At 67.0% G+C, this 26584-nt stretch carries 25 protein-coding genes; 10 read left to right on the top strand and 15 right to left on the bottom strand.

Annotated elements, in window-relative coordinates:
* The first annotated feature begins 46 nt into the window (after positions 1 to 46).
* The gene (locus AC6I6X_RS15040) at positions 47 to 493 is read left to right on the top strand and encodes a dCTP deaminase/dUTPase family protein (protein WP_497931362.1); all 447 of its coding nucleotides are present in this window, start codon (positions 47 to 49) and stop codon (positions 491 to 493) included.
* Positions 494 to 585: 92 nt separating this feature from the next.
* Here the strand turns inward: AC6I6X_RS15040 and AC6I6X_RS15035 are convergent, their stop codons facing one another.
* Both AC6I6X_RS15035 and AC6I6X_RS15030 read right to left on the bottom strand, forming a co-directional pair.
* Positions 586 to 1383, bottom strand: coding sequence for an enoyl-CoA hydratase/isomerase family protein (locus tag AC6I6X_RS15035; RefSeq protein ID WP_497931361.1), 798 nt, complete (start codon positions 1381 to 1383; stop codon positions 586 to 588).
* Positions 1383 to 2963 carry a long-chain-fatty-acid--CoA ligase gene (locus AC6I6X_RS15030; protein WP_497931360.1) on the bottom strand — a complete coding sequence of 527 codons (1581 nt, stop codon included), beginning with the start codon at positions 2961 to 2963 and terminating at the stop codon, positions 1383 to 1385. Before AC6I6X_RS15030 ends, AC6I6X_RS15035 begins: the two co-directional genes overlap by 1 nt.
* 229 nt (positions 2964 to 3192) lie before the next feature.
* Here AC6I6X_RS15030 and AC6I6X_RS15025 point away from each other — a divergent pair, with 229 nt between their 5' ends.
* The gene (locus tag AC6I6X_RS15025; RefSeq protein ID WP_497931359.1) at positions 3193 to 3807 is read left to right on the top strand and encodes a universal stress protein; all 615 of its coding nucleotides are present in this window, start codon (positions 3193 to 3195) and stop codon (positions 3805 to 3807) included.
* Positions 3808 to 3914: 107 nt separating this feature from the next.
* Here AC6I6X_RS15025 and AC6I6X_RS15020 read toward each other — a convergent pair whose 3' ends face one another.
* Positions 3915 to 4157 carry a hypothetical protein gene (locus AC6I6X_RS15020; protein ID WP_497931358.1) on the bottom strand — a complete coding sequence of 81 codons (243 nt, stop codon included), beginning with the start codon at positions 4155 to 4157 and terminating at the stop codon, positions 3915 to 3917.
* A 119-nt stretch (positions 4158 to 4276) separates the two neighbouring features.
* Here AC6I6X_RS15020 and AC6I6X_RS15015 point away from each other — a divergent pair, with 119 nt between their 5' ends.
* Both AC6I6X_RS15015 and AC6I6X_RS15010 read left to right on the top strand, forming a co-directional pair.
* On the top strand, positions 4277 to 4876 hold the full coding sequence (locus tag AC6I6X_RS15015; RefSeq protein ID WP_497931357.1) for a DUF7998 family protein: 600 nt from the start codon (positions 4277 to 4279) through the stop codon (positions 4874 to 4876).
* A 6-nt stretch (positions 4877 to 4882) separates the two neighbouring features.
* A complete protein-coding gene (locus AC6I6X_RS15010; RefSeq protein WP_497931356.1) occupies positions 4883 to 6088 on the top strand; it encodes a hypothetical protein in 1206 nt (401 codons plus the stop codon).
* Positions 6089 to 6105: 17 nt separating this feature from the next.
* On the opposite strand, the gene AC6I6X_RS15005 is transcribed toward AC6I6X_RS15010, so the two are convergent.
* Positions 6106 to 7368 (bottom strand): cation:proton antiporter, encoded by a 1263-nt coding sequence (locus AC6I6X_RS15005; protein WP_497931355.1) that lies wholly within the window; start codon positions 7366 to 7368, stop codon positions 6106 to 6108.
* A gap of 94 nt (positions 7369 to 7462) precedes the next feature.
* Here AC6I6X_RS15005 and AC6I6X_RS15000 point away from each other — a divergent pair, with 94 nt between their 5' ends.
* Positions 7463 to 8062: a DUF8159 domain-containing protein gene (locus AC6I6X_RS15000; RefSeq protein WP_497931354.1), complete on the top strand. Its 600-nt coding sequence runs from the start codon at positions 7463 to 7465 to the stop codon at positions 8060 to 8062.
* Positions 8063 to 8107: 45 nt separating this feature from the next.
* Here the strand turns inward: AC6I6X_RS15000 and AC6I6X_RS14995 are convergent, their stop codons facing one another.
* Positions 8108 to 9487: a hypothetical protein gene (locus tag AC6I6X_RS14995; protein ID WP_497931353.1), complete on the bottom strand. Its 1380-nt coding sequence runs from the start codon at positions 9485 to 9487 to the stop codon at positions 8108 to 8110.
* 88 nt (positions 9488 to 9575) lie between these two features.
* On the opposite strand from AC6I6X_RS14995, the gene AC6I6X_RS14990 reads away from it, so the two are divergent.
* From AC6I6X_RS14990 to AC6I6X_RS14980, 3 genes are all read left to right on the top strand, one after another.
* Positions 9576 to 9980: a ubiquitin family protein gene (locus AC6I6X_RS14990; protein WP_497931352.1), complete on the top strand. Its 405-nt coding sequence runs from the start codon at positions 9576 to 9578 to the stop codon at positions 9978 to 9980.
* A 61-nt stretch (positions 9981 to 10041) separates the two neighbouring features.
* A complete protein-coding gene (locus AC6I6X_RS14985) occupies positions 10042 to 10350 on the top strand; it encodes a CGCGG family putative rSAM-modified RiPP protein (RefSeq protein WP_497931351.1) in 309 nt (102 codons plus the stop codon).
* A gap of 86 nt (positions 10351 to 10436) precedes the next feature.
* The gene (locus AC6I6X_RS14980; protein WP_497931350.1) at positions 10437 to 10691 is read left to right on the top strand and encodes a hypothetical protein; all 255 of its coding nucleotides are present in this window, start codon (positions 10437 to 10439) and stop codon (positions 10689 to 10691) included.
* Positions 10692 to 10754: 63 nt separating this feature from the next.
* Here the strand turns inward: AC6I6X_RS14980 and AC6I6X_RS14975 are convergent, their stop codons facing one another.
* Together AC6I6X_RS14975 and AC6I6X_RS14970 are read right to left on the bottom strand one after the other, a co-directional pair.
* Positions 10755 to 11972: a TIGR04347 family pseudo-SAM/SPASM protein gene (locus tag AC6I6X_RS14975; RefSeq protein ID WP_497931349.1), complete on the bottom strand. Its 1218-nt coding sequence runs from the start codon at positions 11970 to 11972 to the stop codon at positions 10755 to 10757.
* Positions 11969 to 12334: an Htur_1727 family rSAM-partnered candidate RiPP gene (locus AC6I6X_RS14970; protein WP_497931348.1), complete on the bottom strand. Its 366-nt coding sequence runs from the start codon at positions 12332 to 12334 to the stop codon at positions 11969 to 11971. The genes AC6I6X_RS14975 and AC6I6X_RS14970 overlap by 4 nt, the downstream gene beginning before the upstream one ends.
* A 150-nt stretch (positions 12335 to 12484) precedes the next feature.
* Between AC6I6X_RS14970 and AC6I6X_RS14965 the strand changes: the two genes are divergently transcribed.
* The gene (locus tag AC6I6X_RS14965) at positions 12485 to 13612 is read left to right on the top strand and encodes a TIGR04053 family radical SAM/SPASM domain-containing protein (protein ID WP_497931347.1); all 1128 of its coding nucleotides are present in this window, start codon (positions 12485 to 12487) and stop codon (positions 13610 to 13612) included.
* Between the two features lie 425 nt (positions 13613 to 14037).
* On the opposite strand, the gene AC6I6X_RS14960 is transcribed toward AC6I6X_RS14965, so the two are convergent.
* The 4 genes from AC6I6X_RS14960 to AC6I6X_RS14945 form a co-directional block, all read right to left on the bottom strand.
* On the bottom strand, positions 14038 to 15873 hold the full coding sequence (locus AC6I6X_RS14960; protein ID WP_497931858.1) for an acetyl-CoA carboxylase biotin carboxylase subunit: 1836 nt from the start codon (positions 15871 to 15873) through the stop codon (positions 14038 to 14040).
* A gap of 163 nt (positions 15874 to 16036) precedes the next feature.
* Positions 16037 to 18742 (bottom strand): cation-translocating P-type ATPase, encoded by a 2706-nt coding sequence (locus tag AC6I6X_RS14955; RefSeq protein WP_497931346.1) that lies wholly within the window; start codon positions 18740 to 18742, stop codon positions 16037 to 16039.
* A 354-nt stretch (positions 18743 to 19096) separates the two neighbouring features.
* Entirely contained in the window at positions 19097 to 19459 is a 363-nt protein-coding gene (locus tag AC6I6X_RS14950; protein WP_497931345.1) for a DUF8022 family protein, read from the bottom strand.
* A gap of 9 nt (positions 19460 to 19468) precedes the next feature.
* Complete coding sequence (locus tag AC6I6X_RS14945; RefSeq protein WP_497931856.1) at positions 19469 to 21013, bottom strand: acyl-CoA carboxylase subunit beta; 1545 nt, start codon at positions 21011 to 21013, stop codon at positions 19469 to 19471.
* Positions 21014 to 21240: 227 nt separating this feature from the next.
* Here AC6I6X_RS14945 and AC6I6X_RS14940 point away from each other — a divergent pair, with 227 nt between their 5' ends.
* Positions 21241 to 22470 (top strand): ABC transporter substrate-binding protein, encoded by a 1230-nt coding sequence (locus AC6I6X_RS14940; RefSeq protein ID WP_497931344.1) that lies wholly within the window; start codon positions 21241 to 21243, stop codon positions 22468 to 22470.
* A 146-nt stretch (positions 22471 to 22616) separates the two neighbouring features.
* Here AC6I6X_RS14940 and AC6I6X_RS14935 read toward each other — a convergent pair whose 3' ends face one another.
* From AC6I6X_RS14935 to AC6I6X_RS14920, 4 genes are read right to left on the bottom strand one after another with little or no spacing between them, the layout of a single operon-like run.
* Positions 22617 to 23321 carry an ABC transporter ATP-binding protein gene (locus tag AC6I6X_RS14935; protein WP_497931343.1) on the bottom strand — a complete coding sequence of 235 codons (705 nt, stop codon included), beginning with the start codon at positions 23319 to 23321 and terminating at the stop codon, positions 22617 to 22619.
* On the bottom strand, positions 23321 to 24106 hold the full coding sequence (locus AC6I6X_RS14930) for an ABC transporter ATP-binding protein (RefSeq protein ID WP_497931855.1): 786 nt from the start codon (positions 24104 to 24106) through the stop codon (positions 23321 to 23323). Before AC6I6X_RS14930 ends, AC6I6X_RS14935 begins: the two co-directional genes overlap by 1 nt.
* A 52-nt stretch (positions 24107 to 24158) precedes the next feature.
* Complete coding sequence (locus AC6I6X_RS14925; RefSeq protein WP_497931342.1) at positions 24159 to 25496, bottom strand: branched-chain amino acid ABC transporter permease; 1338 nt, start codon at positions 25494 to 25496, stop codon at positions 24159 to 24161.
* A complete protein-coding gene (locus AC6I6X_RS14920; RefSeq protein WP_497931341.1) occupies positions 25493 to 26575 on the bottom strand; it encodes a branched-chain amino acid ABC transporter permease in 1083 nt (360 codons plus the stop codon). The genes AC6I6X_RS14925 and AC6I6X_RS14920 overlap by 4 nt, the downstream gene beginning before the upstream one ends.
* Between the last annotated feature and the right edge of the window lie 9 nt (positions 26576 to 26584).

Raw genomic sequence — 26584 nt, 5'->3', positions numbered from 1 at the left:
CGGTACGGTACCCTTTTTGCCGTTCCGGATCGTCATTCGACCCGATATGTCCGCCGAGAACCCGCTCGCCGACATCGTCGACAACCTGGTGTACGAACCGGTACAGGTACACGAAGGGGGAATCGATCTGACGGTCAGCGCGATCTACGAGGTCGTTGACCCCGGTCGCATCGACTTCGGCGGCGACGAACTCGAGGACGCCGGCCTCGAACCGGTCCCGACCGGTCTCCGCAACCCCGACGACGACTACGGCTGGTGGGACCTCGACGGCGGCCAGTACGTCGTCCAGCACAACGAGTTCCTCACCGACCCCGATCGGCCGTTGCTCCTCCAGCCGCGGAACGAACTCCTCGCCCGCGGGGGGTCACACCCCACCGTCCAGGTCGCGTCGCATCTCCCCCTGATTCCGCTCACCGTCCCGGACGGCGGCCTCGAACTCAAGGAGAACGCGCGCGTCTCGACGCTCGTTCCGATCGGACCCGGACGCGACTGATCGATCGCCGAGAGCGCGACAGGTTCGAGCCCGGCAACTGCCGTTCGAAAACGAATCGTAGCTGGAGGGGCCCAATTGCCGACAGCTGGCTCCTACCGGCCCTCGAACTCCGGATCGCGATCCTCGAAGAAGGCAGTGACGCCCTCCTCGTGGTCGTCGGTCCCGAAGACGATGCCCTGCGCGGTCGCCTCGTCGATCAGGGCCTGCTCGATGGACTTGTCCAGCCCCTCGCGGACCAGGCGGTTCATCTGTCGCATCGCCACGGGCGGGCCGGAGACGATCGTCTCCACCAGATCCGCGACCCGCTCGTCGAACTCGTCGTCACCGTAGACGTGGTTGACGAGGCCGAGTTCCTCGGCGCGGTCCGCGCCGACGATGTCGCCCGTCAGGACCAGTTCCTGGGCGACGTTCTCGCCGACGACCCGCGGGAGGAGGTAGGACGTGCCGGCGTCGACGCTCAGTCCCACCTGCCGGAAGACGAACCCGAAGGCGGCGTCCTCGGTCGCGACCTGGATGTCACAGGCCAGCGCGAGGTTCGCGCCCGCGCCGACGGCGGGCCCGTCGACCAGGATCGTCGGCAGCGGGAACGTGACGAGTCGCGCCATCGTCTCGTTGGTCGTCCGCTCGAGGTGGCGAACCCGCTCGTCGATCGGCACGTCGCCCTGGATGCCCTCGATCATCGCCTCGACGTCCCCGCCGGCGGAGAACGACCCGCCAGACCCCTCGACCACGACGCAGCGAGCGTCGCTCTCCTCGATCTCGTCGAGGGCCGCCACGATGCCCGCGCCGATCTCCGCCGAGAGCGCGTTCCGGCGATCGGGCTGGTCGAGCGTGATCGTCGCAACGCCGTCGTCCTCGATCTCGAGGCGGACTGCGTCACCGAGCGCCATCACTCTGCCTCCGCGGCCGATTCGTCGCGGTCGCGGAGTTTGAACTTCTGGACCTTGCCGGTCGTCGTCCGCGGGAGTTCCTCGACGAACTCGACCTCGCGGGGGTGTTTGTACTCCGCGAGGTTGGTCAGGCAGTACTGCTTGAGATCGTCGGGCGTGACGTCCGCGTCGGGCGTGGGAACGACGAACGCCTTGACGGTCTCGCCGCGGCGCTCGTCGGGAATCCCGACCACGGCGGCGTCGGCGACGGCCTCGTGCTCGAAGAGGAGTTCCTCGACCTCCCGCGGGTAGACGTTGTAGCCGCCGGTGACGATCATGTGCTTCTCGCGATCGACGACGTAGAAGAAGCCGTCCTCGTCGTGATAGCCCAGGTCGCCCGTGTGGAACCAGCGTTTGCCGTCTTCCTCCGTGAACGCCTCCTCGTTGGCCTCTGGCAGGCCGTAGTAGCCTTTCATCACGTTCGGACCGGAGACGACGAGTTCGCCGGTGACCTCGCCGAGATTTGCGTCGTCTTCGTCGATCGGCCCTTCCTCGACCGGCGGCACCGCCTCGAAGTTCTCGTCGACGACCTTCGAGTCGACGCCGGGGACGGTCTTGCCGATGCTGCCGACGCGCCGGCCCTCGATCGGGCTGTTGAAGTGGGTGATCGGACTCGTCTCGGTCAGGCCGTAGCCCTCGTAGATTTTCGGTTCGTAGCGGTCCTCGAACTGGCGCAGGACCTCGACCGGAATGCCGGAGCCGCCGACGCCACAGAGCCGCAGCGAGGAGAGGTCGAACTCCTCGGCGTCGGGCTGGTTGATGATGTCGTTGTACATCGCCGGGACGCCGTGCATCAGCGTCAGTTCCTCGTCCTCGACGATCGAAACGGCCTCCTGGGCGTCCCACTCGGGGACCGCGTAGTACGTGCCGCCGTTGAACAGCGTCGAATTCATCACGACGGTCATCCCGTAGATGTGGAACAGCGGCAGGACGCCGAGTTGCTTGTCGTCCGGGCGGATGCCGTCGGGGATGAGTTGATCCGCCATGTCGGCGTTGGACGCGAGGTTCTCGTGAGTCAACTGGACGCCCTTGGGCTGGCCGGTCGTCCCGCTGGTGTAGGGCTGGACCGCGACGTCGTCGTCGGCCCGATCGACGATCTCGGGCGCGCCGCGGACGAGGAACTCCTCGAACGGCGTCGCGTCCTCCGCCTCGCCGCCCACGCTGACGACGTGCTCGACCGACGTGTCGTCCCGTACCTCGTTGACGAACGGGACGAGGTCGGCGAGCGTGACGACCACCCTGGCCTCGCTGTCGCCGAGCAGGTGGCCGATCTCGCGGGCCTTGTACTGCGGGTTCATCGGGACGACGACCCCGCCGGCCCGGAGCGTCCCGTGGAAGGCGATCACGAACGGCGGGACGTTCGGCAGGTAGATCGCGACCCGGTCGTCCGCGCCGAGACCGCGTTCCTCGAGGGCGGCGGCGAACGCGCCCGCCTGCGCCCAGAACTCCTCGTACGTGGTCTCCTCGCCCTGGAATCCGATCGCGGGGGTGTCGCCGTACTCCTCGACGGCTGCCGCGACGTTAGTGACAAGATTTGACATGCCTCGTGGGGGACGTTGCCGTGTATCGTAAAAAAGATTTACATTGTTCGGTTCAATGCCCGGTTTTCTTTACCGAAGGTAACAGTACTGCAGGTTTGACGAAGCGACGCCGCTCCATCCGGGGCACGCGTCCCACGGACGGAATCGAACGACGTCGCGATCGAGCGGCGAACGGGCCCGAACCGGGTCGAGGGTATTTACGGGCGTGCTCCTAACCCACCCCCAAACGATGTACCAGGACGTGCTCATTCCGACCGACGGCAGCGACGGTACGCGACGGGCGATCGCCCACGGACTGACGATCGCCGATCGGTTCGACGCGACGGTCCACGCGCTGTCGGTCGTGCCGGAGGGGCCGCTCGGGACGCTCGAGAGCGACGAGGCGGAGCGAGCGGCCCAGCGCGCCGTCGCCCGCGTCGAGGCCGACGCGCGGGACGACGACCTTCCGGTGACGACGGCGGTCCGCCGGGGAGTGCCACACGAGGCGATCCTCGACTACGCGGACGAGTCAGGGGCGGACCTGATCGTCATGGGGACCCAAGGACGGACCGGGCTCGATCGGGTCCTCGTCGGCAGCGTCACCGAACGACTCGTCCGGATGGCCGACGTGCCGGTCGTCACCGTCAGGCTGACCGACGAGATCCGCATCGAGGACGTCGATGAGGCGACCCGCCTCGCCAGAGAGACCGCCGAAGACGCCGGCTACGCGGACGTTTCGATCGTCGGGGAGCCACACCGAACCAGCGGGTCGTGGATCGTCGACCTCGAGACCGAGTCCGGGCCGGTCCAGGTCGCCGTCGACGCCGTCAGCGGCGACGTACGGATCGCCGAACGGGGCGACTGAGACCGTACGAAGCCTGCCAGCGTGCCGCAGTGGCCGACCGAGAGCGCACGAAGGTGCGACCGATCCGGTGTCGATCAGCCGTCCGATCGATCGCGGGCACGGGTTCGTTAGTTCTCCGTGTCACCGGACCGTTGAACCGTCTCGATGACGACCGGTGCCAGGGCGGTGGTGAGCGATCGCGCCAGGTCCGCGACGAGCGCGCGCTGTTCGTCCGTGAGGTCGTCGCCAGCGGCCGACTCCAGGCGCTCGATCGCTCGGGCGCGTTGCTCGCGTTCCACGTCGCAGGCTCGCTGGAGACACTGTACGGACAACGAGTCGCGTTCGCGATCGGACGGGGATCCAGCGGCCATCGCCCGCGAGTTGCGCGGATAGCGACCAGAAGGTACCCCCGAACGTCTTCGCCCATTCTCGGCCGTCCGCGAATCGAACGCGACGGGCCGGTCGATGCCCGACGATCGGACAGGGGTACATGTTCGGGAGGAGGTACTGGACGATCACGTCCGTACGCACGAGTATGAACCCGTTCTCACGCGCGTCGTCCGCGTCCGACTCGGCAGCCGATCCCGGCTTCGACGACTGGGGCGCGTTCGTTCCCGAGAACGTCCCGGATCCCGGCCCGTTCCTGACCGAGCACGACCTCCTCGACGGGTCGAGACACGCCGCCTTCCACGCCCTCACGCGGGAGTGCTTCGAAGAGCGCGGCGTCTACGACGCGACGTTCGGCTACAACCTCGCGAAACTCAACCTCGATCGTCGCCACCCGGAAGCGGGGTTCAGGTACGCCGAAGACGCGGACGATCCGGCCGTGTTGCGCGCCGAGTTCACCCCGACGACCGAGTTCTGCCCGCAGGCCGACGCGCTCGTGAAAGGTGCGTTCCGGGCGTGGAACGGCCTTCGCGATCGCCACGAGTACGATCTGGTTCGGGTTCGCGTCCACCCGTCTCACCACCAGGCGGTGGGACTGAACGAGGCGCTGGAGCGCCTCGAAGCCGAGTTTCGCGAGACCGGGGCGGTCCCCGGCGAGTCGGATGCCGGAGCGACCGACGGGACGCGGTCCTCTCCGTTCTAGGCGCGGATGGGGGCGAATAGTTCTGCGACGGTCGCACGCTGGTCGCGCGCGTTCGTCGCGACCGGAGTCGCCTTCTTCGTCGCGTGGCAGGTCGCCGTGCTCGCCGGCTATCTCCGATCGGCGACCGTCGCGCTCGGCCTCTACGGTTTCGTCTTCCACGTCGTCTTCGGCAAAGGGTACCAGTTGATCCCCTCGTACTTCGGGCGGACCTTCGCCGTTCCGCTGGCGCCGGCGGTTCACCTTCCGCTCGCGACGGTCGGAACGATCGGCGCGTTCGCGGCTGGTGCCGGGATCGGCTCCCGGCCGCTCGCCCTCGTCGGCGCGACGGGCTGGTTCGTCGGCTGTCTCGCGTTCGCCGCGAGCCTGCTCTGGACGGTCCGGGACAACCTGACCGGCCGTGAGACCGCGACCGGGGCGACCGACGCCCACCGCGAGCGAGTCGATCGATTCGCCAACGCCGCTATCCCGGTCGTGCTCGCGTACCTGCTGGTCGGGTCGGGACTTTCCCTGGCGGCCGCCCTCGGCGTCGGGCCGCCGGGACTGCCCGGGAACGGCCCGCCGACGACCCACCTGCTCGCGGCCGGAACGGCGGCCCTGCTCGTGTTCGCGATCGGGGTCAGGCTGTTGCCGCGACTGCTCGTCGCCGACCCCGCGCCGGCCCTCGTCGCGATCGTCCTCCCTGCAGGCGCACTCGCCCCGGCGTTGCTCGCGATCGACTTCCGCGGCGGCACGCTGTTTCGCGTCGGTGCCGGCCTCGAGGCGATCGCGCTGGTCGGATTCGCTATCGCGTACGCCGACCTCCACCGACAGACCGAACGGGACCGCGCGGGGGGCCGGGCGGTCCTCGCCGGCGTCGGCGCCGGTGCACTCGTCGCCCTGCTTGGACTGTGGTTCGCGTTCGCGCCGGCGGCGAGCGTCCCGGCGACCGCGTTCGACGCCCACTACCGACTCGCGCTCGGCGGCTTCGTCGGCCTGACGATCGTCGGCGTCACCTATCACTTCTACCCGCCGGCGATCGCCACGGCCCCGGGTACCGGCGATCGGACCGCGAGGCTATCGGTCGCGGTGCTCGTCGCCGGGCTGGGACTCGAGGTCGCGGGCTTGCTCGCGCCGATGCCGCCGCTGGTCGAGGCCGGTCGCTGGCTCTCGGTGCTCGGTGCGGTCCTGTACGCCGCCGTTCTCGGTGCGGTCTTTCACGCGCGGCCGGGCTGAACCGGGACGGTGACGCGCTACGCCGCCCGCGCCTCGAGCCAGCGGACCGCCGGCGTCGCGGTGATCCCGTGGACGACGATCGAGAGGAGGACGACCGCGCCGACGGTGGCCCACACGAGATCGGCGTCGGGGAACGCCGCCTCGTTCAGCCCGTGGGAGAGGTAGTAGAACGAGCCGATCCCCCGCACGCCGAAGAAGGCGATCGTCGCCCGCTCGGCGGGATCGCGGTCGAACCCGAGAAACCCCACCACGCCGGCGAGGGGGCGGACAACGAACACGATCGCGATCGCCGCGACGATCGCCTCGACGGTGAGCGGGTCGAGGAGCCCCCCGACGATCGCACCGCCGAAAAAGAGCATGATCAGTCCCATCATCACCTGTTCGGCGAACTCGCTCACCTCGTGGAGCGATCGGTTGTACTCGTGGGTCCGCTCGTAGTGTCGGACCACGAGCGCCGCGACGAAGACCGCGATGAACCCGTATCCGCCCGCGAGTTCGGTCGCCCCGTAGACGAGCAGCGTTCCGGCGACGGCCTCCAGCCCCTGAACCGATTCCGCGACGGGCGTGTCCGGTTCCGTGGCGAACACGAGTCTACCGGTCAGGTAGCCGAGGAGGAGGCCGAGGAGCACGCCGACGACGATCCGGTAGCCGACGTCGACGAGCAGCCACTCGCCGATCCAGTTGCCGGGGGCGAGGCCGGCGAGCGCGACCGCGATCGCCAGATTCGTAAACGGGAAGGCCAGCCCGTCGTTCAACCCCGCCTCGGAGGTGAGCGCGAACCGGACCTCGTCTTGCTTTCCGGCCGCCTCCGCCAGCGGTTCCGCTTCGGTACCCATCCCCGGACCGCGGACCTGGACTTCCGACGCGAGTACCGGATCGGTCGGTGCGATACACGCGCCCAGCAGGATCGCCGTCGGGATCACGAGGCCGCTCCACCAGCCCAGCAGCGCCGCCCCGGCGATCGACAGCGGCATCGTGATCGCGAGCAGTCGCCACGTCGACGCCCACGCGCGCAGGCCGGGCACGCGATCGATCTTCAGTCCGACGCCCATCAGCGCGACGATGACGCCCAGTTCCGCGAGGTGTTCCGTCGTCGTCCCCTGCGCTAGCGGGTCCGGCGGGGGGAGCCCGATCGGGGCACCGAATGCGAGCATGCCGAGAGCGACGAAGAAGATCGGCATCGAGATCGCACGGCCGGAGACGAACCGCGGGAGGACGGCGACGCCGAACAGTGCCACACCGATCACGACCAGCCCGACGTCGTACAGCTCGATCGCCATTTGGGGTGGGCGGGCCTACGACAAATCGCGCCTTTAGCCCGGTGCCGGCGTTTGCAGAACGAATTCATTTGGCCCGCGAGGACGACCCCCGGCTATGGACCGATCGCGATCGGACCGGCCCCGCGGGACGACGCGGCGGCGACTCCTTCGGGCGGGCGGTGTCGCTACGCTCGCCGCAGCCGCCGGCTGCATCGAGGAGATGGGCACGGAGTTCCCGAAAAACCGGACGTGGCCGACCGCGGAGTACGTCCCTTCGCTCCCCGTTACAGAGCGATCGGCCGTGCTCGTGGAGCGGATCCCGGAACTCGCGAGCGCCGAGATCACCGATCCCGACGCGCTCGCGTCGACGCTCGACGAGTACGACCTGACGGTCGAATCGATCGAGCGAGAGCGGGACGTACTGGTACTCGAATACGTCAACGCGGACCACTATCGCGAGGGCGACCTCCACGATGCCGCCCTGCTCGCGGGCGGCTACGCGGCGCTGGTCGACGCCGGCTACGACACCGTCGCGCTCGGGGCGACGATCCGCGACGACGCGCCGGCGTCGTACGGGTCCGTGACGGTCGAAACGTCGTGGGCGGGACAGTACAACGCCGGCGACCTGACGGCCGCCGAGTATGGCGAACTCGTCGTGAAAACGATCGAATCACAGCGGTCGGAGCCGGTCGTCGACGTCTCCCCCGAGGAGTAGCCCCGGTAGCCCAGGCGGGCGTCTTCAGCCGGGCCGACGGGCCGACTACTCGTCCACGGGAACGCCGACGTCCGGATCGCCCGTCTCCGCCGCGGCGTCCTCGTCGGATCCGATCCCGCTCGCGAGGACGCCCGCGATCCCGTCCGGACCGTGCCGGTGGATCGTCAGGAGCACGTTCAGGACGAACAGGCCGAATCCGACCGTCACGAGGACACTGCCCGCGATTGCCACGGTCGTCGGGAGGGCAAACAGCGGTCCCGCCGCCAGGCCGACGAACCCGACCAGCGTCAGCAGGAAGTCGGCTCGCTCGAGCCGATCGTCGTACAGGTCGTCGATCATCGGCACTTGCTCGAAGCCGAGCCGATCGCTGTACCGATCGATCCAGATGATGAAGGGGACGATGTGGTAGAGCGAGCCGATCACGACGAACGCGAAGACCCCGACGAGGAGCACGTCGGTCCCGCCCGGATGCCCGAACAGCGTGGCGTAGCTCGCGGGATCGCGCCACCACGCCGGCACCGCGAGCGCGATCCACGCCGCGAGCGAGGCGACGACCACCCAGTACCGCTTCGTCATCGGGGATCGATCGACCGTCGAGTGCAGGAGTAGTCGGGCGACGACGACGGCGAACGCGGCGAGTCCGGCGAGAAGAGCGAGCGCGCCGATTCGGGCGGCCGGTTCCGACCCGAGGCCGCGGCTGGCGGCGAACAGGACCAGTCCCGCGGGAAAGAGCGCCTGCTCGAGATCCAGCAGTCGCTCGTCGATCGAGTCGAAGTCGGCCTGGGTGAACATCTGGCCGAGCTGTGCGAGCGCGCCGACGATCGTTGCAAGGACGGCGCCGTAGAGGGCGAGGGTCGCGTGGACGAGGAGAACGTCGCCCCTCGTGAGGGCGATTCCGTCGAAGGCCGGCGTCGTGAAGTCGACGGCCATGAGGTAGCCCAGCGGCGCGAGGGTGGCGAAGCAGGCGAGCGCGAGCGCGAAGTGGCGCTCGGTGAAATCCAGCGGTCGGGCCGCCCACAGCGTCCGCCCGACGTTGTAGACGAACACCAGGAGACCCAGCAGGATCGCCGCCGCGACGAGGGGGAGCCACGCGAACGCGCCGGCGAGCAGGCAGGCGACGAATCCGGCGAGTCCGGCGGTGACGAGCCACAACTGGGCGATCGCGAGCCGTCTCGAGTGGATCGTCACGCCGGACCAGACGGGGACGAACTGGGTCATCGCCCCCATGATCGTCAGCCCGATCCAGCCGAGCAACAGCGCGTGAATCCGTGCGACCCCCGAGAGCCCGGGCACCGTCGTGACCGTCAGGACGGTCCCGCCGACGGCCGCGACGAGGAGAAACGAAAGCGCCACGACGAAGTGCCGGAGCGGAATCGCCATCGGGGGCTGCTGGTCGGTCCGCAGTCCCCCCGGTATCTGGTTCATAGGCGATCGTACGGCCGCCACGTCCGTCCCGTTGTAGCCGAACACGTTCGGAGGGGACTGTTTGCCCCTGGCCGTCCTATCGTGGCCTATGACAGCAGAGACGACGATCGATCAGCGCGCACAGGAGGCCCGGACGACGACGGTCGAGGTCCGATGTACCGGCCACGTCCGCGACGCCGTCGGAACCAACGAACTCGAGTACACCTTCGAGGGCGATCGGCTCCGGGAGTTCCTCGAATCGTTCTTCGAAGAGTACGACGTGGAGGACATGCTCATCGCCGAGACGGAGGCCGAGGCGACGGCCCACGGCTGGGCCCCCGTTCCCGACGAACTGCCTGGCACCTGGCGCAAGAACCCCGAGGGTGACCAGACCCGGCCCTACGCCCGCGTCTGCATCAACGGGCGGTTCAACGAGCACTACGAGGGATTCGAGACGACACTCGAGGACGGCGATCGGGTCGCGCTGATCTACCCGTTCATGTTCTGTTGCTGACCGGGGCGTCCCGAACGGGTTCGTCTCAGATCTTACCCAGACGGAGAGCCAACGGCAGACCATGACCGAAGACGTCGCCGACGTCGAACCCGTGACGCGTCGCGAGCACGACGCCTCGTGGTCCGCGAACCTCGAGAAACCCCGCCACGCCGACGATCGCGACCTCGTGATCGAACAGGCCAGGGACGCGATCGAGGCCACCGCGGGCGGCTATCACGTCAACCTCGTCACTCACGGCGACCACGGCCACCCCGAGGAGTACCTCTGGGACGAACTCGAGGCGACCTTCGACGGGATCGACGTGGAGTACGTCGATCGGTGTGGCTGTGGCGGCCACGTCACCCGCGTTCACGTCGCGTCGTCCGAATGACCTGGGGCGCCGGCCCGACCGCGGTTCTCCGCCGGAACGCGCAAAATATGCGAACGTTTACTATTGTCTAACACACTTTGGGGAGCATGTCAACTGATCGGGCAGACCCGCAGCTACGAATCGACGCCGGAACGTACGAGGACACCCTGGTCGGACTCCTCCTCGTCGTCCAGTTTGGCCTGGGGGCGATGATCGCCCTCGTCGCGGTCGGCTGGCTGTTCTTCACGCTCAACGCCGCGTTCGATCCGAACCGATCGGTCTGGTACTTCTCAGAAGCGATTCCGCTCGTGATCGCGATGGCGGCGGCGCTCTACGTGCTCGACTCCCTGTACGAGGAGTAGACGGTCGTTCCGTATCCGTCTCGTGCCACGCGAACCACCTCGGGCCTCGACCCGGGGCGGCGCTCAATCGGCCGCGCCACCGACCGCGGATCCGGCCCCCTCGGCCCGGATCTCGTCTTCGCGCAGGTAACACTGCGGATCCGGCGCGAAGAGGTCGCCGGTCTCGGCGAGCGCCCGCAGTCGGGAGCCGCCGCGGCAGATCGACTGGTACTGACAGTCCGCGCACTTCCCGGACAGGTGGTCCTCCCGGTTCCGGAGCGCGCGCAGGAGCGGGTTGGACTCGTCCTCCCAGATCTCGCCGAACGGCCGATCGCGAACGTTTCCCAGACTGTAGCCCTGCCAGAACTGGGTCGGGTGAACGTTGCCCTCGTAGTCGACGTCGGCGACCCGCTCGCCCGTCGGATCGCCGCCGTTTCGTTCGAGGTGGTCGTAGACGGCTCGGGCTTTCGCCTCGCCGAACTCCTCGCGGGCGTACTCGACGAGGAACGCGGCGTCGGCGTAGTTGCCGACGAGCAGGGTCTCGATCTCCTCGCCCTGCGAGTGGTACTCCAACGTCATTTCCGCGAGACGTTCGACCGCAGCCCGCTTTTCCTCGGGCGACAGGTCGAGGTCGGCGATGTCGGCACCCCGGCCGCCGTAATCGAGGTGGTAGAAGCAGAACCGATCGAGGCCGACGTCGACGAGCAGGTCGACGACGCCCTCCAGGTCCGGCGCGTTGGCCTCGGTGATCGTGTACCGGAGCCCGGTCTTGAGGCCGACGTCGAGGCAGTTCTCGATGCCGCGGACGGCCGCGTCGAACGCGCCCTCCTCGCCGCGGAACGCGTCGTTTCGCTCCGGGAGCCCGTCGACCGAGATGCCGGCGTACTGGAGGCCGGCGTCCCGCAGCGCCGCCGCCTTCTCGCGAGTCAGGAGCGTCCCGTTCGACGAGAGGACCGGGCGCAGACCCAGGTCCGCCGCGTAGTCGACGAGTTCGACCAGATCCTCCCGGACGAGCGGTTCGCCGCCCGAAAAGAGGATCACTGGGGCCCCGTAGTCGGCGAGCTGTTCGAGGAACGTCTTCGCCTCGGCCGTCGAGAACTCTCCCGTACCGGGTTCGAGGTCCGCCCCGGCGTAGCAGTGCGAGCAGTAGAGGTTGCACCGGCGGGTCGTGTTCCAGACGACCACCGGCCGGCGCTGTTTCTCCTCGGTGATCTGGGGCTTCGAGGACTCGTCGGCCGCGTCGTATCGCAGTCCGTCGCCCTCGGCGTCGAGGTCACAGAGGAGTTTGCTGATCGAGATCACGAGTCGCTCACCTGCGGGGTGCCTTCGGTTTCCTCGTACACGCGCGGTTCCGCTTCCTCGCCGTCCCCGATCGCGTCCGCGCCGTCGGCGTCGCGATTCCCGTCTCGATCGGCGGCGTCGGCCGCGAGGCCCCGCGAGGAGTAGCGCTCGACCGCGTCGGCGGGACAGCACCAGACGTCGACGGCGTACCAGCCGAACAGCCGCGAGGCGTGTTCGTGGGCCTCCGGCCCGCTCGCGGCGGCCACGCTCCCGGCGTGTCGCATCGGGCTCCCCTCCTCCTGGCGGACGAACACTTCCCACTGTCGGGTCGGGTTCCCGCGCTCGTCGCTCTCGACCCGCGATCGCTGTTCCTTCTCGACCATGCCTAGACGTTCGAAACGGGATCGAAGGACGTTCCCCTAACTCCCAGCGGGTGGGAACACCCGCCCCGTCGCCCGAACATATTTGCCCGTCTTCCCGACCCGCGGGAAGAACGGTGGCGGCTTTGGAGCGAGGCCCCCGACTCCCGATCGATGCGCCCCCGCCAGTTCGACACGTCCGAACGGCCGTTCGTCCTCATCTGGGAACTCACGCAGGCCTGTGCGCTGGCCTGCGATCACTGCCGGGCCGACGCGAAGCCGAACCGGCACCCCGACGAACTCTCGACCGCGGAGGGAAAGGCCCTCCTCGAGCAGGCGGCGGAGTTCGGCGAGGGGCAGTTGATCGTCCTCTCCGGCGGCGACCCGCTCGTCCGCGAGGACGTGACGGAACTGGTCGCCTACGGGGACGACCTCGGCCACCGGATGACGATCACGCCCAGCGGAACGCACTCGCTCACCGCCGATCGGATCGAGGACCTCGCCGACGCCGGCCTGAAACGGATGGCCGTCAGCCTCGACGGTGCCTCGCCCGAGCGCCACGACGCGTTCCGGGGCGAGGATGGAAGCTTCGCGGAGACGATCCGGGCCGTCGAGGACGCCCGCGAGGCCGGCCTGCCGGTCCAGGTCAACACGACCGTCTGTCGACAGACCGTGGGCGAACTCCCCGCGATCCGCGACCTGCTCGAGGATATTGGGGCCGTCATGTGGAGCGTCTTCTTCCTCGTTCCCGTGGGGCGCGGGCGGGTCCTGGAGCCGATCGATCCCGACGAGGCCGACGCCGTGATGGCGTGGCTCGACGAGGTAAGCGACACGTCGCCGTTCGGAGTCAAGACCACGGAGGCACCCCACTACCGTCGCGTGTCGCTCCAGCGTCGGGCCGCGGCAGCCGACGGGGCCGACGGCCCGCCGAAACGCAACGAGGGCGTCTCCCGCCGGACCGGCATCGTCGCCGGCGACGGCTTCGCCTTCGTCAGCCACACCGGCGAGGTCTTCCCCTCGGGCTTCCTGCCGGAGTCGGCCGGCAACGTCCGCGATCGACCCGTCCACGAACTCTACCGCGACTCGGACATCTTCGCGTCCCTCCGCGATCGCGATCGACTCAAGGGAAAGTGCGGCGCCTGTCCGTACCGATCGGTCTGTGGCGGGAGTCGATCCCGGGCGTTCGCCCACACCGGCGATCCCCTCGAGAGCGATCCGCTCTGTCCGTTCGTCCCCGAGGAGTACGACGGACCGTTGCCGTGGGACGACGGGACGGCAACCGGCACGCCGGCGGACGACTGATACGGACTGCTGTCCGTACGCGGACGGCCCTTCTCGTTCGATCGTGAGGATACGACGAAAACCGAACTGCGACGGTGGCCGGATTCGTGCCGACCGACTGACCGATACCAGTTGTGGGGCGTCGAGACACGAACTCCGCGCCACGGTCTCGGCCCTGCCCGAAACGGCGGTCCGCGCCGCCGTTCGTGGGCCGATCGTCGCACGCGGCGATCGAATCGTCGGGTGAGCGTCACGATCGAATCCGGTGGTGGGTCTCACGATGCGATCGCGTCGCGTGCACGTTGTAATATCGGGGCGGACCGCCGTCGTCGTAACGGCGAACGCGTTCGGACGGTAGTCGGCGCGCTCGATCGGCCTCGAAGTCGCTCGGAAGAAGCGGTACGATCGGCGCGGGGTTCGTGGGTCGGGCGCGCTCGATCGAGACTTTACTCGAGCACGACCAGCGTGTCGCCCATGTCGACGCTGTCGCCCTCGTCGACGGCGATGTCGGCGACGGTGCCGCCGCGGGAGGCGACGATGTCGTTCTCCATCTTCATCGCCTCGAGCACGACGAGGACGTCGCCCGCTGCGACCTCGTCGCCGACGTCGACCTCGATGTCGAGGATCGTCCCCTGCATCTCGGCGTCGACGGTCTCGCCGTCGCCCTCGACCGCGCCAGTGCTCCCGCCACCGGAGCCGCCGGCGGGCTGGGGCGGACTGGCCGCCTGCGCGTTCCCGCCGCCGTCTCCGGTCGGGATCGCCGGCGCGCCGTGTTCTTCCAGTTCGACCTCGAAGCGCTTGCCGTTGACCTCGACCGTGAACTCGCGTTCGACGCTCTCCTCGTCCTCGGCGCCACCGTCGCCGACGTCGCCGCCCCACTGCTCCTGGGCCTCCTCGATGCGGCTCTGGTCGAGTTCCTCGTCGAGGTACTTCGTCGTGTGCGTACTCGCGACGAACTCCTCGTCGGTCAGCATCAGCCGGTGGAACGGGATGATCGTCGGGATCCCCTCGATGTCGTACTCGCGCAGGGCGCGAAGCGATCGCTCGATACACTCGTCGCGGTCCTCGCCCCAGACGACCAGCTTCGCGATCATCGAGTCGTAGTCGGTGACGAGGTCGTCGCCCTGCCGGAGCGCGTCGTCCATTCGGACGCCGACTCCGCCCGGCGGGTCGTACGTTTCGAGCGTGCCGCCGGTCGCGGGCGCGAAGTCGTTGGCCGCGTTCTCGGCGTTGATCCGGAACTCCATCGCGTGGCCGTCGATCTCGACCTCGTCCTGGTCGAAGTCGATCTCCTCGCCCGCCGCGATCCTGATCTGGCGCTTGACGATGTCGATGCCCGTGATCTCCTCGGTGACCGTGTGCTCGACCTGGATCCGGGTGTTGACCTCGAGGAAGTAGAAGTTCGCGTCCGGTCCGAGCGGACCGTCACGGCCGGGCTCTTCCTCGACGAGGAACTCGACGGTCCCGGCGTTCGTGTAGTCGGCGGCGGCGACGCCGCGGCGGGCCGCCTCGCCGATCTTCTCGCGGAGTTCGTCCGTCAGCGCCGCCGAGGGACCCTCTTCGATGACCTTCTGGTGGCGACGCTGGAGCGAACAGTCACGCTCGCCGAGGTGACGGACGTTGCCGTGCTCGTCGGCGACGATCTGGACCTCGATGTGCCGGGGCTGTTCGAGGTAGCGCTCGAGGTAGACCGAATCGTTGTCGAAGTAGGCCTCGCCCTCGCGTTTCGCGCTCTCGAGTTGGTCTTCGACCTCGCTCTCGTCCCAGACGACCTTCATCCCCCGGCCGCCGCCGCCGCCCTCGGCCTTGATCGCGATCGGGTAGCCGTGTTCTTCGCCGAACTCTTTGACCTCCTCGGGTTCGGTGACGGGATCCGTAGTCCCGGGGACGATCGGCACGTCGGCCTCGCTCATGATCGTCCGAGCCTTCGTCTTCTCGCCCAGCGACTCCATCGCCTCGGCCGACGGCCCGATCCAAGTGATGCCCTCGGCGTCCTCGACCTTGCTCGCGAACTCGGCGTTCTCGGCGAGGAAGCCGTAGCCGGGGTGGATGGCGTCGGCGTCGGCCTTCCGCGCGGCCTCGATGACGGCCTCGTGATCCAGGTACGAGTCCGCCGCCCGCGCGGGCCCCACGTTGTACGCCTCGTCGGCGTAGCGTACGTGCCCCGAGTCCTTGTCCGCCTCGGAGTAGATCGCGACGGTCCCGACGTTCAGCTCTTCACACGCCCGCATCACTCTGACGGCGATTTCCCCGCGGTTCGCGACGAGAACCTTCCTGAACATTCCTGTTGAAAGCGTCACGGGGGCACTACCTTACTTTTTCGCAAGTGGTTCGCCGCTAGGACCCAACAGAGAGGAACAATTATGATCGAAGCGGGCGAGGCGGCGCGATCGGAGATCGGCGTGTCCGTCCGTAACGGAGCGCGTTTTCGGGCAGCGCTCCGGGTTACGTCGTCCCGAACCGTCGACGGAACTCGCGTTCCACCTGCCCGATCCCGAGGGGAATCAGGCTCATCCCGAACACCACCAGCCATCCTTCGAGGCCGATGGGGACGGTACTCAGCGCCACCGAGATGCCAGGCAGGTAGACCGCGCCAAACAGGATCAGCGTCGACAGACCGAGCGCGCCCCAGACGTACGGATTCTCGGTGACCTCGTTCCGGAGGATACCGGACGTGATCTCCCGCACGTTGAACACGTGCCAGAGTTGCGCGAACGCCAGCGTGAGGAACGAAACGGTGACGGCTTCCTCCGTCCCCATGCCGCCGGCGTACACGCTACCGCCGATCACGAACGCGCCGATCGTCGCGATCGAAATCAACAGTCCGTACAGCCCCAGTTCGGTCCAGTGGGTCCGCGTCATGATCGCTTCGTCGGGGTCCCTCGGAGGCCGGTCCATGATGTCCCTGCTACCGCCACAGGCACCGAGCGCGAACGCCGGGAAGATATCGGTGACGACGTTGAGAAAGAGGATCTGCAGGGGGAGCAAGGGCAGCGGGAAGCCGAGCAGGGCGGCGATGAGGATCGCCAGGAGTTCGCTGAGGTTGCAGGACATGAGATACAGCACGAACTTCCGGATGTTACTGAAGATGATCCGCCCTTCCCTGACGGCGTGGTAGATGCTCTGGAAGTTGTCGTCCTGCAGGATCATGTCCGACGCCTCCTGGGCGACCTGCGTTCCGCGCTGGCCCATGGCGACGCCGATATCGGCGCTTTTCAGCGCCGGCGCGTCGTTGACGCCGTCGCCGGTCATGGCGACGATGGAGCCGACGGACTGGTGGAGGTCGATCAGATCGAGTTTGTTCTCGGGACTGACCCGCGCGAAGATCGACGCGTTCACGAACCGATCGGTCTCCGCCTCAGAGAGCGCCTCGGGATCGTCGAGTTGTGCTCCCTTGACGACCTCTGGGTCGTCCGAGTTCACCAGTCCGACGCTCCGTGCGATGTTTGCGGCCGTCCCCGCGTGATCGCCGGTCACCATGACGACTCGCATTCCGGCGTCCTGACACCCCTGGATCGTCGACGCGACCTCCTCGCGAGGCGGATCGATGAAGCCGACCAGGCCGAGCAACGTGAGGTCCTCGTACGGCGGCGCCTCCGTCGTGTCCACCGTTTTCCGTGCGAGCGCGAGAACGCGCAACCCGTCTTCGGCCATCCGATCGCTCTTCTCGAGCCACTCGTCCGTCTCGGTCGCCGAGAGCGGGTCGGTGCCGTCGCCGGTCGCCAGCCGGGTCGACGAATCGATAACCGCTTCCGGGGCGCCCTTCACGGCGACCCTGTATTGCCCGTCGCGATCGTGGTACGTCGCCATCATCTTGACCGACGGGTCGAAGGCGACCTCGCGGACTTCCGGTAGCTCCTCGAGGAGGTCGTCTCGATCGACACCGCCTTTCAGTCCTGCTATCAGCAGCGCGGCCTCCATCGGCTCGCCCGTGGCCTCCGTTTCGCCGTCGTCGGTCACCGAGGCGTTGTTACAGAGCACGCCCACCTCGAGCGCCTCCCGCACCACGGGGTCCGCCGGCTCGTCCAGTTCCCGGTCGCCGTGGCGGAACGTTCCCTCGGTGTCGAGCCCGGTCCCGGTGACCTCGACTGAACCGTTCGCCAGTTCGTAGGCGGCCACGGTCATCTCGTTTTCCGTCAGCGTCCCCGTCTTGTCGGTGCAGATGACGGTGGTCGACCCGAGCGTCTCGACGGAAGCGAGGTTGGTGATGAGCGCGTTGCGATCCGCCATCCGCCACATTCCCCTCGCCAGCACCAGCGTGGCGACGATGGGGAGTCCCTCCGGTACGGTCGCGATGGCGAGCGCGATGGCCGTCTCGACCATCAGGAACAGGTCCTGGCCCCTGAGCCAGCCGGACAGGAGAACGATCGTCGCCACGACGAGCAGGAACGGGACGAGTTTCTGGCCCAACTCGTCGAGCTTCTCCTGTAGCGGCGTCTTCTCCTCGGCCGCCGCCCGGAGCGAGGCCGAGATCTGCCCCAGTTCCGTGTCCGGCCCCGTGCCCACGACGACCGCTTCGACGGTCCCCCGGGTCAGGTACGTTCCCTTGTAGAGCATGTTCTCCCGCTCGGCGAGCGGGACGTCCTCATCGAGGGGGTCGCTCGTCTTCCCGACGGGGACGGATTCGCCGGTGAGCGCCGACTCGTCGACCTGGAGCTTGGACGGCTCGATCACCCGCAGGTCGGCCGGGACGATATCCCCGGCCTCGAGGATGACGATGTCGCCCGGAACCAGGTCTTCCGCCGGAATCTCCACGTCCTCGCCGGCTCGACGGACGCGCGTTCGAATCTCCGTTATCTCCTGCAGACTCTCCATCGAACTGACGGCTCGCATCTCGGTGACGAAGCCGATGACCCCGTTGACGGCGAGGACGGCGAAGATGGCGATCGACTCGACGAGGTCCCCCATCGCGAACGCCGCGACGGCCGCAGCCGCGAGCAACAGAACGATGACGCTCGTGAACTGCGCCGCCAGAATCTCGTACCAGCGCCGCCGTTCGGTCTCGTGCAACTCGTTGGGACCGAACCGCTCACGTCTGCGCTCGACGTCGTCTTCGGTCAGTCCCTCGTCCGGCGAAACGTCGATCCGCTCTACGACGTTCTCGACCGATCGCGACCACGGTGTCCCACGCCCGCGCTCGTCTCGTGACATTTCAGTGAGAACGCCCCCGTCTCGCCGCCGGACTCACCCGATACTCCGACCGGGGGCAGTCAGTTCTCCGATAGCTCCGGGTTACAATGAGTGGCGGCGTGTTCGATTCGATTGCATCGGCGGTCACCCCTAATCATCCAAGAGCGATCGTCATAGTAGTACGCCTGGCTCCGAGTCCGGCGCGGGTTCTCGAACCGACGCCGTCCGTCTCGGAGCCGTTCGAACAAAGTCATCGCGAGGACAGCACACGGATGGGAACCCACCGTGGCGGTTCGTCGAAGACCCGTTGGTAGCCCCTCCTCTCGAGAAGACCGTTCTCACGCCCCGCGTCTCGAAAACCGAACCGCTGTCGTTTCAGAACCGATCGGTTCGACCCGCTGCGCTCCACGGGTTCGTCGGTGCGTCACGCGGCACCCGGACGGTCCGCTGTTGCTGTGCCCGGACCCGACCGGCGAACGCCCAGCGCCTGTCGTCCCACGTTTCCTCCTCGGCCGCCGCGGCGGCAGCGGCCGCGAGCGCGTGGTCGTGGAGGTGGGCCCCGACCGCCGCGACGATCGCTGCTGCTTCCTCCTCGTCGGCGGTGTCCGGAATGTCGATGTCGACGTCCGAGGGGAGCAGGGCCGTCCCCGATGTTTCGTGAGAGCGGGTTCCGCCGGCGTCGCCGTCCACCGTGGAGTTGCGCGTCTCGGCCGCGTTCGCCTGTTTCTGGTGAGCCATTGGACCTGATTACAGCGGGATGTTGCCGTGTTTCTTGTCGGGGTTCTCCGCGCGTTTCGTCTCGAGCATCTCGAGGTCGTCGATCAGTCGCGGCCGGGTCTCGGTTGGCAGGATCACGTCGTCGAGGAACCCTTTGTCCGTTGCAGTGTACGGGTTGGCGAACTCCTCGCGGTACTCCTCAATGAGTTCGTCGCGCAGTTCGTCCGGGTTCTCGGCCTCCTCGAGTTCCTTCCGGTAGAGGATGTTGACCGCGCCCTGTGGCCCCATGACGGCGATTTCGGCGGTCGGCCACGCGTAGTTGACGTCCGCGCCGAGGTTCTTCGAGGCCATCACGCAGTAGGCACCCCCGTAGGCCTTGCGCGTGATGACCGTCAGCAGCGGCACCGTCGCCTCCGCGTACGCGTAGAGTAACTTCGCACCGTGGCGAATGATCCCGCGGTGTTCCTGGTCGGTGCCGGGCATGTAGCCGGGCACGTCGACGAACGTGACGATCGGGATGTTGAACGAATCACAGAACCGGACGAACCGCGATCCTTTCATCGAAGCGTCGACGGTGAGCGTCCCGGCGTTGACCCGCGGCTGGTTGGCGACGATCCCGACCGATCGGCCGTCGAGGCGACCGAAGCCGACGACGATGTTCTTCGCGAAGTTCTCGGCGACCTCGAAGAACGACCCTTCGTCGACCACCGAGTCGATGACGTTGGTCATGTCGTAGGGCTTTTGCGGACTCGGGGGAACGATGCTCTCGAGCGCGTCGTCGCGGCGATCGGGATCGTCCCACGGCTCGACGCGGGGCGGGTCCTCGACGTTGTTCTGGGGGAGATACGAGAGGAGTCGCTTGATGTCGTCGAGCGCCTGTTCTTCAGTCTCGCAGGCGAACTGGGCGACCCCGGTCTTGCCGGCGTGGGTCATCGCCCCGCCGAGTTCCTCGTGGGTGACCTCCTCGCCCGTGACGGTCTTGGTGACGCCGGGCCCGGTGATGTACATGTGGCTCGTGTCTTTCACCATGAAGATGAAGTCGGTGATCGACGGGGAGTAGACCGCACCGCCGGCACACGGGCCCATGATCGAGGAGATCTGGGGGACCACGCCGCTTGCCTCCTGATTGCGCCGGAAGATCTCGGTGAAGCCGGCGAGACTCTTGACGCCCTCCTGGATGCGCGCGCCGGCGGAGTCGTTGAGCCCGACGATCGGGGCCCCGACCTCCATCGCCATGTCCATCACCTTGCAGATCTTCTCGGCGAAGACTTCCCCGAGCGAGCCACCGAAGACGGTGAAGTCGTGGGCGAAGACGAAGACGGTCCGGCCGTTGACCTCGCCGTAGCCCGTGACGACGCCGTCGCCCGGGATTTTCTTTTCCTCCATCCCGAACTGGCTCGTCTGGTGGGTCCGGAGCTGGTCGAACTCCGTGAAGGTACCGTCGTCGAGGAAGTAGTCGATCCGCTCGCGGGCGGTCATCTTCCCCTTGTCGTGTTGTTTCTGGATCCGTTCCTCGCCACCGCCCTGGCGTGCCTCGTCGCGGAGGTCCTCTAGCTCGTCGATGCGGTCTTCCATCGTCATAGGGACTCCCTCCCGTGCCAACTCATTGCCCGAGGCAACGGTCACCGGAATAAAAAGCGTTCTGTAACTCGTATTATTTCCCATGAAGGTGACGTGTTCCCGTCCCGCACGATCGCCACCGTCAGCTTCGATCGATCGAGGTCACCCCGGCGAACCGACACAGTATCGATCCCCTCACAAAAAGAGTCTTATACTAGAACTATCCTTGTAACTCCATAGCAATGGGACTTAACCGACGACGCGTACTCAGCGGGTTGGGTGCTGCGAGTATCGCGGGCCTCGCTGGCTGTATTGGTGGCGATAACGGAAGCGGCGGAGACGCAGACGCGATGGTCGGCGTTCTCCAGCCGGTTACGGGTGACCTCGGGAACCTCGGCGCACCGATCCGGGATGCGGCGGTCCTTCCCGGAACACAACTCGAGAACGAAGACGTCGATTTCACGATCGACATCCGCGAAGAGGACACCGAATCGACGGCCGACGCCGGGGTCAGCGGCGCACAGTCGCTCGTCGACGCCGGCTACCCGGCGATCACCGGCGCGGCGTCCTCGCAGGTGACGATCACGGTCGCGGAGGACGTCCTGATTCCGAACGGCGTCGTCGGCATCTCGCCGGCCAGTACCGCCCCGACGATCACGGACCTCGAGGACGACGACTTCGTATTCCGGACCTGTCCCAGCGACGCGTTGCAGGGTGAGGTCATGGCGGAAGTCGCCTACGAGGAGCGCGGTCTCGAGTCGGCCGCGTCGTTCTACCTCAACAACGACTACGGCCAGCAGCTCTCGGACTCGTTCGTCGGCGCCTTCGAGGACCTCGGCGGCGAAGTCACCGAGACCGTCGGCTTCGAGGCCGAACAGCCGTCGTACACGTCCGCACTCGAGAACGCCCTGGCCGACGATCCGGACATGATGATCGTCATCGGCTACCCGGCCAGCGGCGAACAGATCTTCCGGGACTACTACAGCGAGTTCGACACCGGTCAGACGATCATGGTGACCGACGGCCTTCGTGACGGCGACCTGCCCGGCAACGTCGACAACGCGATGGAGAACGTCGTGGGGACGGCTCCGCTCGCCGCCGGTCCCGAGGAGGACGCGTTCAACGAACTGTACCAGGACGAGTACGGCAGCGAACCCGGCGTGTTCAACGCCCAGGCCTACGACGCGACGGCCGTCAACATCCTCGCGAGCATCGCCGCCGGCGAGACGACCGGCTCCGCGATCCGCGACAGCCTCCGTGACGTCGCAAACCCGGACGGCGAAGACGTCGGTCCGAGCAACCTCGCCGAGGCCGTCCAGATGGTCGCCGACGGCGACGCCGTCAACTATCAGGGAGCCTCGAGCAGCGTCAACTTCGACGACAACGGCGACATGCAGGCCGTCACCTACGAGATCTTCGAATTCAGCGAAGACGGCGTCGAGACGGTCGAGGAGATCGAATTCGAAGCGTAACCGACTCGGCCGCGACGTATCGGTATCGACCTTTTTTGGCGGGGTCGCGAGGTCCCCTCCAGCATCCGCTGTGGCGACCACCAGTATCGATCGACAACGAGAGTCCGGGTCAGTCGAACGGTGCAGAACAGCGTCCGAGAACCGCGCTATCCGCCGAGGAAGTCCTGGCGCACCTGCTCGTCCGCGAGCAGGGCGTCGCCGCTGTCCTCGTACCTGTTCTGGCCTTGGACGAGGACGTAGCCCCGCTCACACCGTCGCAGCGCCTCCTTCGCGTTCTGCTCGACGAGCAGGACCGCCGTGCCGTCGTCGTTGATCTCGTCGATCCGATCGAACATGTCGTCGACCAGATCCGGCGCGAGCCCGGCGCTCGGTTCGTCGAGCATCAACAGGTTGGGATCGAGCATCAGCGCTCGCCCCATCGCGAGCATCTGCTGTTGCCCGCCGCTCATCGTCCCCGCTTTCTGGGACTTGCGCTGTTCGAGGATGGGGAACCGATCGTAGATCCGGCGAATCCGGTCTTCCGGCACGTCGTCGAGGATGTACGCGCCCATCTCGAGGTTCTCCTTGACCGACAGCGACGGGAAGACGTTGTCGTTCTGTGGGACGTACCCGATGCCCGTCGAGATGATGTCCTCGGGCCGGCGTGCGCTGATCTCCTCGCCGTCGAAGTCGACCGAGCCGCCCATGTAGGTGGTCAGCCCGAAGATCGACTTCATGACGGTCGATTTCCCGGCCCCGTTCGGGCCGACGATGGTGACGTACTCCCCCTCGTCGACGGTCATGTCGACGCCTTCGAGGATCTGGAGATCGCCGTATCCGGCGTCGAGGCCCGATACGTCGAGAAGCGCCATCAGACGTCACCTCCGAGGTAGGCCTCGACAACCGCCTCGTTGGACTGGATCTCTTCGGCCACCCCTTCGGCGAGAACCGATCCCTGGTGCATGACGATGACGTGTTCGCAGTGGTTCATAATGACGTCCATGTCGTGTTCGACCAGGAGGAACGTGTACCCCTGTTCCTGGAGTTCGTGGATGTGCTCTAAGAGCTTCTTCTCGAGCGACGGGTTGACCCCCGCCATCGGCTCGTCCAGCAGGAGCATCTCCGGCTCCGTCAACAGCGCCCGCGCCAGTTCGAGCAGCTTTCGCTGGCCGCCGGAGAGGTTCCCGGCGTACTCGTGGGCGAGGTGATCGATCTCGAAGAACTCGAGCATCTCCCAGGACCGTTCTCGCATTTCGCCTTCCTGTTCGACGACTTCCGCTCTGGCGACCGGCGTGACCGATCGCCACAGTGATTCCCCGAGCTGGGCTTTCGGTGCGAGCATCATGTTCTCGAGGACGGTCATCTCGGGGAACTCGCGGGCGATCTGGAACGTCCGGACGAGTCCGCGATTGGCGATCTGGTACGGTTCCAGACCGGTGATCTCCTCGCCGTCGAAGACGACCGACCCCGCGTTCGGTTCGTGAACGCCCGTGATACAGTTGAAGGTCGTCGACTTCCCGGCCCCGTTCGGACCGATCAGGCCGGTGATCGTGCCGCGCTCGACTTCGAAACTCGCACCGTCGACGGCGGTGATGCCGCCGAAGCGCTTCACGAGATTCCGAAGTTCCAGGATCGACTCGCCGGTCGATCGCGGCATCGATTCGTCGCTTGGACGGGTGCTATCGGCCGACTGTGGCTCCGTTTCCACGTCACTCATCGGTCTCACCTCCGTCGGTCGCGGCGGGCCGACGTGAGAGGTCGGTGGCGGCCGCGATCTCCTTTCGGTGGCCGAGCAGGCCGTCGGGACGCCAGATCATGAACAGTATCAGTACGATCCCGATGAAAATGAACCGGATCTCGTCGAGGCTCCCGATCGCGTAGCCGACCAGTGCGGTCGGGTCGCCCGAACCGAGGTCGACGAACGCGTCGTAGATGGTGGGCGGCGATCGGACGTCGAAGTTCGCCCTGATGATCGTCCGGAGGAATCGCGGGCCCTCGTAGAGGAACGCGGCGAACACGAAGCCGCCGATGACGCTCCCGGTGTTCGATCCCGACCCACCGACGATGAGCGCGACGAAGATGTAGAAGGTCACGATCGGCATGAAGTTGTTCGGACTGATGAGGGTGCGACTCCCCTGCCAGAGGATTCCGGCGAGCCCCATGAGCCCACAGCCGAGCATGAAGACCTTGATCTTCGTGCGGTTCGTGTTCTTCCCGAGCGATCGGGCCGCGAGTTCGTCCTCGCGGATCGCCTTCAGCACCCGACCGAACGGGGAGTAGGCGATCCGGGTCAACAGCAGGTAGAAGACGACGACGAAGGCGATCAACACGAGCGTGTAGACGCCGTTCACGACGATCGACTCCCGGATCCCCAGGTTGAGCAGCAGGTCGCCGAGGACGGTCGGATCGCTGGACCGGTCGGCACTGCCGTAGAGCAGGTAATTCGCGATGACGCCGGTCGGCGGCGCGCGGATCCCGCTGCCGCCGCCGGTCCCGAGCGTGTACCCCGCGATGTCGAACTCCTGGAGCGATCGCGAAAGCAGGGCGCGACGAATGATCTCGGAGAGGCCGAGCGTGACGATCGCGAAATAGTCGGCGCGCACGCGGAGGGCCGGCAACGCCGCGACGAAGCCGACGATCGCGGCGGCGATCATCCCGCCGACGACGCCGACGATCATCGGGAGCCCCAGGCCGGGGGGCGAACCGTCCGGCGCGGCGGTCAGGATCGCCATCGTGTACGCACCGACGGCCATGAATCCGGCGACGCCGATGTTGAACAGTCCGGTGTACCCCCAGTGGAGGTTCAACGCGAGCGCGGTGAGTCCGTAGACGGCCGCGAAGAACGTAATCTGCTGGAGCGTGCCGACGATCGAGTTGGCACCGACGCCGAACAGGAGTCCGATCGCGGTGAAGAGAACGTAGGTCGCCAGCACGATGCCCCCGATGAGCAACAGGTCGTCCTGCCACTGGGGCCGTCCCGACTCGGTTATCCAGTCGGCGACGCCGTCGGGAAGGGCCTCGAGGGCTCGATCGGTGAACGACGTCATGCCGTCTCCACCCCGCTGAACAGCCCGTCGGGCCGGAAAATCAACACGAGGATCATCAGCACGAACGCCGCGATCTCGTTCATGTCCGAGGGGATCCAGATGAGCGAGAGATTGATCGTGACGCCGATGACGAGTGACCCCGCGATCGCCCCGTAGATCGACCCGATGCCGCCGAGGATGACGGCCGCGAAGATCAACAACAGGAGGAACCAGCCGAGGTTGATCGTGATCTGGCCGCGATTGAGGACGATGAGGTAGCCGGCGGCCCCCGCCAGGCCGGCCCCGATCACCCAGGTCGCGAAGATCACGCGCTCGGTCGGGATGCCCGTGATGAGCGCGAGGTCCTTGTTGTCGGACATCGCCCGCATCGACTTGCCGAGTTTCGTGTACTGCAACAGCAGGTGAATGCCGACCATCAGGGACACCCCCGAGACGACGAGCGTCGCCTGGTGAAGGTCGATGCCAGCCCACTCGGGCGGTGACGCGACCACGATCCGCGTCTCGGTCGTGTAGAATATCGCGATGAGGTACCGGAGCGCGAGCGCGACTCCGACGCTGGCGATGAGCAACGGGATGCCGCCCTCGTCGCGCAGTCGGCGGTAGATGACCCGATCGATTGCTAGCGCGACGAGGATCGTCACGAGGACGGCCACGAGGAGTCCGAGGACGATCGCGATCGGGGACGCGAGGATGTCCATCCCGACCGACCCGGGCTGTGCGCCGCCGTTGGCCCGGAGCAAGAGGCGACTGCTCAGGTCCGCGACGCCGAGTCCGCCGACGAGATAGGCGACGGTCCACCCCGAGAACGCGCCGGTCGTGATGAGATCACCGTGCGAGAAGTTCGCGAACCGCAGGATACTGTAGGTCATCGACAGCCCGATCGCGGCGAGGCCGATGTATAGCGAGTCGACGATTCCGTTCCACGTGTACGACAACAGACGTTCGAGCGGTAACTCGCCGGTCACGAGCAATCGAACGAGGTCGAGGCCGAGAATCACGATTCCAAGCAGGAGAATGCCCCCCACCAGCTCCTGAGTCGTCAGGTGTGAGAGCTTTCCCCTTACGTTACCCGTACTCATACGTGCAGG

This window comes from Halosolutus sp. YCN4 (assembly GCF_059736495.1).
Note: the sequence above shows the minus strand (reverse complement) of the source record. Positions and strands in the feature narration are given on the sequence as shown.